This is a genomic window from Nonomuraea sp. NPDC003201, assembly GCF_053590415.1.
In genome coordinates this window covers 1-6,218 of sequence record NZ_JBSFTC010000468.1, presented here as the reverse complement: position 1 = coordinate 6,218, position 6,218 = coordinate 1, and the positions used below count along the sequence as shown (strand labels likewise).

Here is a 6,218-nt window from a genome sequence, read left to right as displayed (position 1 = left end):
ATCGAACGCAGACGCGGGACCGGATCCTGCAGGCCGTCTCCCGGCTGTCCAGGGTGCCCGGTATCGACGCGATCTCGATGACGGACGTGCCAGCAACTGTCGGCGCGCGCCCCCGGTGACGACGTGCCGCGCCCGGCCGTCTCGATCCAGGCGGGGGTCACCGTCAACGTGGCGGCGGGGATGCGGCTCTCACAGCTGTTCAAGCAGCTGTCGCAGCTCACCGGCAGGCCGGTGGCGGCGTTCGAGCGGGCCGCCAAGGACGGTACGGCGCTCGGCCTGCCGTCCTATGCCGGGCGGAAGCTCGAAGGGTTCGCCTTCCCCGGCACCTACGAGTTCTCCCCCGCCGCGAGCCCGGCCGAGATCCTGCGGCCGATGGTGGCCCGGTTCGAGGCCGCCGCCGAGGCCGCCGACCTGGTCGACGGCGCCAGGCGGGCCGGCAGGACGCCGCTGGAGATCGTGACCATCGCCAGCATCGTCCAGGCCGAGGCGGGCAGGGACGAGGACATGCCCAAGATCGCCCGGGTCATCCACAACCGGCTGGACCGGAAAATGCTCCTGCAGGTCGACAGCACGGTCCTGTACGGCCTGAACAAGTACGGTGTCGAGGCGACGCTCAAGGATGTCCGGAGCCCGTCGCCGTACAACACCTACCGGCGTCCGGGCCTGCCGCCCGGCCCCATCGGCAACCCCGGGGCCGAGGCGATCAGGGCCGCGCTGCACCCGGCGCGCGGCACCTGGCGCTATTTCGTGGCGATCGACCCGAAGAATCGCATCATGAAGTTCGCCACCACCGAATCGGAGTACGCCGCACTGGTCGAGGAGCACCGCAAAAATCTCAAGGGCAGCTGACCGGCCCGCCGGTCGTCGCGGGGTCGAAAAGGTCTGGATTGAAGGTTTCCCGGATGAAAAGGGCCGGCTGAGCGCTGTCCGGGTCGATGATGAGGTACCACCGGGAGACGGCGGCGCGGCCGGGGCCCCACGAGTCCAGTCCGAGTCCCAGCGGATGGCGCTCATGCGGTTCGGGCAGGTGCCGTCCCAGCGGAGCGGCGCACGTGCTCAGCAGCCGCTCGGCCCAGGGCAGCCGGCCCAGCGGGGCCAGGACGAGGTTGCGGGAGACCTGGTGGCGCGCGACGGCGAGCGTGGTGCGGCGGACCAGGACGGGAGCCTCGGCCGACAGGCCGAGCGGCGCGGCGGCCTCGGGGCAGGTCCGGTCCACGGCCGCGCGGGACACCTCCACGGTGTGGACGTCCACGCGCTCGTCCAGGAGGCGTTCGAGCCGACCGGTGGTGCTGCCGGTGTGGGACAGGAGGGCCTGGGTCCGGGGGTCGGTGAAGATCTCGACGCCGACGGGCTGCGGCGTGATCGTTCGGGGCATCATGGGGAACCTCGCAGGGACGAACGTTCAGTAGAGGCTGCCGGGGATCCCGGCGTCGCGCGGTCCGAAGGGTTTGCTGTCGAGCCAGGTCCCGGCGCGGGGCAGCACCCGGGCGGCGAGGGCGGCGGCCCGCTGCGCGGCCTGGCGGTGCGGGCCGGCGGCGGTCAGGTGGGCCAGCGCCTTGCCCGCGGCCGCGCGGTTGCGCTGGGCGGCGGCCCGCCTCACCCGGTCGTACTCGGCGAGCGCGCCGAGGGCGGCCTCAGGGCCGATGCCGGCTTCGACGATCGCGTCGACGGCGGCGGCCGCGTCGGCGACGCCGGAGTTGAGCCCGCGCGCGCCGAACGGCGCGTACAGGTGCGCGGCCTCCCCCGCCAGCAGGACCCGGCCCTTGGTGAAGGTCTCCGCGACCGCCTGGCGGAACAGGTAGTGGGAGGACCAGGTGACCTCGCAGGCGTGGCCGGACGGCAGCAGGGGCCGGAGCCAGGCGCAGGGGTCGGCGGCGAGCGCCGCGGGATCGTCACGGGCGCGGCACTGCAGGTCCACGCGGTGGCCGCCGGTGAAGGGGATGATGAGCACGTTGCGGCCCGCGGCCCGCGGATGGCGGTAGTGGAAGATCCGCTCGGCGGGCAGCGGCCGGGCGGGATCGTCGGCGATGTCCGCGACGACGAACGCGTTGCCGCCGGCGTCGCCGTCCATCAGGATGCCCAGCCGGCGCCGCACGATCGATCCGGCCCCGTCCGCCGCGACGACGAACGCGGAGTGCCACTGCCTGCCGTCGGCCGCGCGGATCAGGACGGAGGTGTCCAGGAGGGTCACGTCGTCGGCCGGCGCGCCCCAGGAGAAGCTGACGCCGGCCCGCACGGCCGCCTCGCGGAGCAGCTCTTCCACTCTGGGCTGCGGGAGGCTGACGAACGGAGCGAGCCTGGGACTCACCGGTTCGTAGTGGCGGTGATGGACCCTTCGCCCGGCCCAGTACGTCCGGCGTCCCGGCCACACCAGGCCCTCCCTCACCAAGTGGTCGGCGAGGACGGGCGAGGCCGTCGCGAGGGTCTGGATCGTCTGCCGGTGCAGGAAGATCGCCCGGCTGCCGGGCTTGGGCACGGTCTCGGGCAGCCGTTCCAGCACGTGGGCGGGCAGTCCCCGGGCGCGCGCCAGCAGGGCGGCCGACAGCCCCACGGGGCCCGCGCCCACGATGAGCGGTCCGTCGATCACGACCTGGCCCCCTCGGGCGGACGTACCCTGCTCAGCGCGGCCCGCGCCCGTGAGGGCATGGCCACCGCGAAGCCTCCGTCGACGGGTATGTCGGCCCCGGTGACGAAGGAGGCCGCCGGCGAGGCCAGCCACGTCACCACCGTCGCGACCTCGTCCGGGCTCGCCCAGCGGCCCAGCGGCACCAGGTCCAGGGCCGACTCCGACAGCGCGGGGTCGGCGACGTAGGCGCGGTTGACCGCGGTGTCGATCCACGCCGGGCTGACCGCGTTCACCCGCACCCCCTGGGGCCCGAGCTCGCCCGCGAGGGTCTGGGTGAGGTGCCGCAGGCCGGCCTTGGCCGCCCCGTAGGCGGCGATCTCGGGCCAGGGCCGGGCCACCGCGATCGACCCGATGTTGACGATGACCCCCTGGCGCCGTTCGGCCATCGCCGGCGCCAGCCGCCGGACGAAGCGGAAGGCGCTGGTGAGATTGAGGTTGTGCACCCGCTCCCAGCCGTCGTCGCGGACGTCCAGCACCGATGCCTGGAAGACGGGCCCGCCCGCGTTGTTCACCAGGATGTCCACCGTGCCGAGCCGTTCCTCGACGGCGGCGCACGAGGTCTCGATCTGGGCCGCGTCGGTGACGTCGCACTCGGCCACCACGGCCCGGCGGCCGTGTGACCGTACGGTCGCGGCGACCCCTTCCAGGTCCTGGCGAGAGCGCCCCAGCACGGCCACGTCCGCACCCGCGGCGGCGAACATCTGGGCGACGGCCGCGCCGATGCCCCGCGAGGCCCCGGTGACGAGCGCGGTGCGGCCGTGCAGCCCGAGCCGGTCATTCAGCGACATGCGGATTTCCTCCGGAGGTCGTCAAGGTCAGGGCACGCTTGTCGACCTTGCCGTTCGCGGTGAGCGGCAGGCCGGGGACGAGGACCACGCGGCGCGGCAGCTTGTGGGCGGCCAGCAGTGCCCGGCAGTGCCGGATGATCTCTTCGGAGGCGGGGGCGGCCCCCTGCTCCGCCACCACCCACGCGCACGGGATCTCGCCCAGGACCGGATCGGGCACCCCGGCGACCGCGACGTCACGAACCGCCGGATGCCCGCGGATGGCACGTTCCAACTCGGCGGGGAACACCGAGTAGCCGCCGCACAGGACGACGTCCTTGATCCGGTCGACGATCCGGACGCGCCCGTCGGCGGCGATGACGCCGACGTCGCCGGTCCGCAGCCACCCGTCCACGCCGATCGCCGCGGCGGTCTGCCGGGGCGCGTTCCAGTAGCCGGGGGTGACGATCGGACCGTGCACCTGGAGTTCGCCCTGCACCCCGGGCGGCGCCACGTGCCCGCCCGCCTCCACCCGCAGCCGGACGCCGGGCAGCGCCGTTCCGGCCGTGCCGTGGCGGCCGGCCAGCTCCGGCGCGGCCAGCGTGGCCATGCCGCCCAGCTCCGTCATCCCCCATCCCTCCACGTACGGGGCGCCGGTGCGGTCCTCCCAGGCCATGGCCAGCTCCTCCCCGGCGCATTGGCCGGCCGAAAGGCCGCACCGCAGCGAGCGGGGCATCCGTCCCGCCGGCTCGGACAGCAGCCGCCGGTACATCGTCGGCACGCCCGCCACCACCGTCGCCGCGTGCCGGGCCGATCGCTCCAGCATCGTCTCCACGTCGAAGCGCTCCAGCAGGATCAGGCCCGCGCCGCTGCCCAGCGCCGCGTTCATGACGTTCGTCCCATAGGTGTGCGCCAGTGGCAGCGCCGTCACCACCCGGTCCCGCGGCCCGAGGCGCAGGCGTGCCGCCAGGTTGTCGCCACCCGCGCGAACCGCCCGCCGCGTCTGGATCACCCCCTTGGGCGACCCCGTCGTCCCCGAGGTGTAGGCCAGGCATGCGGCACCGGCCGGCGCCGCATGCCTGGGCCCGCGCTCCGGTGCCATCCAGTCGCGGGGGATCGCGCCGTCCGGGCAGAGCAGCACCTGGTCCGCGTACGTCTCCGCCAGCGCCTCGGCCCGGGCGGCGGACACGAACAGCGCGCGCATCCCGCAGTCGCGGATCACATGGGCGATCTCCGCGACGGCCGACGCCGCGTTGAGCGGCACGCAGCACGCCTGGAGCCGGGCCAGCGCCAGGTACGTCACCACCCACTCGCAGCCGTTGGGCAGGCACAGCCCGACGAGATCGCCTCGTCCGATCCCGCAGGCCGCGAGCCTGGCCGCCCGTCCGTCCGCCAGCGCGGTCAACTCGGCACGGCTCACCGTACGATCGCTGCACACCAGCATGAGAGCGCGGTCCTGTCTCCTCTACCGGGATCGGCTCGTCAGATCAGGTCGTCGGCGCTGGTGTAGAACTTCCGCAGGAACTCGGCGAAACCGCCCGTACTCACCTGGCCGGTCCCGCCGCCGTCCAGGTCGTCGAAGAGCTTCGTCGAGTACGTCAGCGGGAACCCCCCGGCGCTGTGGAGGCCGAGGAAGTGGTCGCGCTCGATGAGGCCGTCGTCGTCCAGGTCGCAGACGGTGGACACCGCCGCCGCGTACGCCTCGCCGTGCTCGTCGAACCAGGAGTCGGCGTGGGAGAACGCGCGATATTCCTCGAAGGTCACCTGCCCGTCCTGGTTGCGGTCGGCGGCTTCGGCCAGCCCTTCCCAGAAGAGCCGGCACCCTTCAGAGAGCGCCTCGGCCTTGGGGGAGCCGGCGGGCACGCCCAGCACGCGGCAGACGCGCGAGGCGAAGAGCTCGAAGTCGGCGGACGTCAGCGTGGTGCTGCCATTCACGTCGAGGAGGTCGAAGCGCATCCGCAGGCGGTCCGTGGCGGAAAGGGACATGGGGGTTCTCCCTTCGGTTCGTGATCCCGGTGATCACGTGATCGACTGGTCTGCCGGTCCTGCCCCGACGTGGTGCCGCGACAGGTGAGGGATGGGGACCGTCGACTGGGGGTCGACAACCCTGCAACTACCCTAAGCCACGATCACACAACCCTGTGTAGCAGATCGGGGTTGGCGGCGAAGTTGACGACGGTGGCGATGAGTAAGGTGAGGACTCATGTCGAGGTATGCGCTTGTCGCCGCGGTCGTGGCGGCGGACACGGCGCTGTTGTGGCTGGACGGGACGCAGGGGCTGCCGCTGGCCGCGTACGCCGCGGCGTACGTGCTCACCATGGCGGCGGCGGACCGCCTGCCGTTCGCGTCCTTCCTCGCGGCGCTGGCCCTGGCGGTGCTCACCGGCGCGTCGCTGGCCCTGCTCGCCTGCACCGGTTTCCAGGCCGGGCAGCGCATCTCCACCCGCCGGGACGTCGTCGTGACGGCAGGCGCCTTCACCGCGTACGTGTGCGTTCTCCTGCTGGTCGAGGAGCGCTCCCCCGGCGACCAGGATCCGTGGATCACCCTGGCCCGCGTCGCCCTGCTGACCGCGCTGCCGCTGCTGGCCGGCCGGTACATGGCCCAGGAGCGCGAGCACCTGCGCCGGGAGAAGGCCCTCGTCGCCGAGCAGGAACGGCTCCGCGAACGGCTGCGCATCGCCCACGACATGCACGACTCGCTCGGTCACCTGCTCAGCCTGGTCTCCGTGCGGGCCGCCGCGCTGGAGGTGGGCCAGTTGCCCACGGAGCAGCGGCGGGCGGTGCGCGGCCTGGCCGACCGATCTGAATAGCACACTACAGAACTACAGT

7 protein-coding genes are annotated in these 6,218 nt (G+C 73.2%); 2 read left to right on the top strand and 5 right to left on the bottom strand.

The annotated features are described in order from the left end of the window. Positions 1 to 123 precede the first annotated feature (123 nt). On the top strand, positions 124 to 849 hold the full coding sequence (gene mltG / locus ACWDX9_RS58060; RefSeq protein WP_449971894.1) for an endolytic transglycosylase MltG: 726 nt from the start codon (positions 124 to 126) through the stop codon (positions 847 to 849). Here the strand turns inward: mltG and ACWDX9_RS58055 are convergent. Genes ACWDX9_RS58055 through ACWDX9_RS58035 form a run of 5 tightly spaced genes read right to left on the bottom strand, consistent with a single transcriptional unit; the run spans position 836 to position 5,376 of the window. Continuing rightward, positions 836 to 1,378: a hypothetical protein gene (locus ACWDX9_RS58055; RefSeq protein ID WP_449971892.1), complete on the bottom strand. Its 543-nt coding sequence runs from the start codon at positions 1,376 to 1,378 to the stop codon at positions 836 to 838. The genes mltG and ACWDX9_RS58055 overlap by 14 nt on opposite strands. 24 nt (positions 1,379 to 1,402) lie before the next feature. Further along, a complete protein-coding gene (locus tag ACWDX9_RS58050; protein ID WP_449971889.1) occupies positions 1,403 to 2,587 on the bottom strand; it encodes an FAD-dependent oxidoreductase in 1,185 nt (394 codons plus the stop codon). Then, complete coding sequence (locus ACWDX9_RS58045) at positions 2,584 to 3,414, bottom strand: SDR family NAD(P)-dependent oxidoreductase (RefSeq protein ID WP_449971887.1); 831 nt, start codon at positions 3,412 to 3,414, stop codon at positions 2,584 to 2,586. Before ACWDX9_RS58045 ends, ACWDX9_RS58050 begins: the two co-directional genes overlap by 4 nt. Further along, on the bottom strand, positions 3,401 to 4,834 hold the full coding sequence (locus ACWDX9_RS58040) for a class I adenylate-forming enzyme family protein (protein ID WP_449971885.1): 1,434 nt from the start codon (positions 4,832 to 4,834) through the stop codon (positions 3,401 to 3,403). The genes ACWDX9_RS58045 and ACWDX9_RS58040 overlap by 14 nt, the downstream gene beginning before the upstream one ends. Before the next feature lie 38 nt (positions 4,835 to 4,872). After that, positions 4,873 to 5,376, bottom strand: a complete 504-nt coding sequence (locus ACWDX9_RS58035; protein WP_449971883.1) for an EF-hand domain-containing protein — start codon at positions 5,374 to 5,376, stop codon at positions 4,873 to 4,875. A gap of 217 nt (positions 5,377 to 5,593) precedes the next feature. Here ACWDX9_RS58035 and ACWDX9_RS58030 point away from each other — a divergent pair, with 217 nt between their 5' ends. Further along, positions 5,594 to 6,199, top strand: coding sequence for a histidine kinase (locus tag ACWDX9_RS58030; RefSeq protein ID WP_449971880.1), 606 nt, complete (start codon positions 5,594 to 5,596; stop codon positions 6,197 to 6,199). Positions 6,200 to 6,218: the final 19 nt, after the last annotated feature.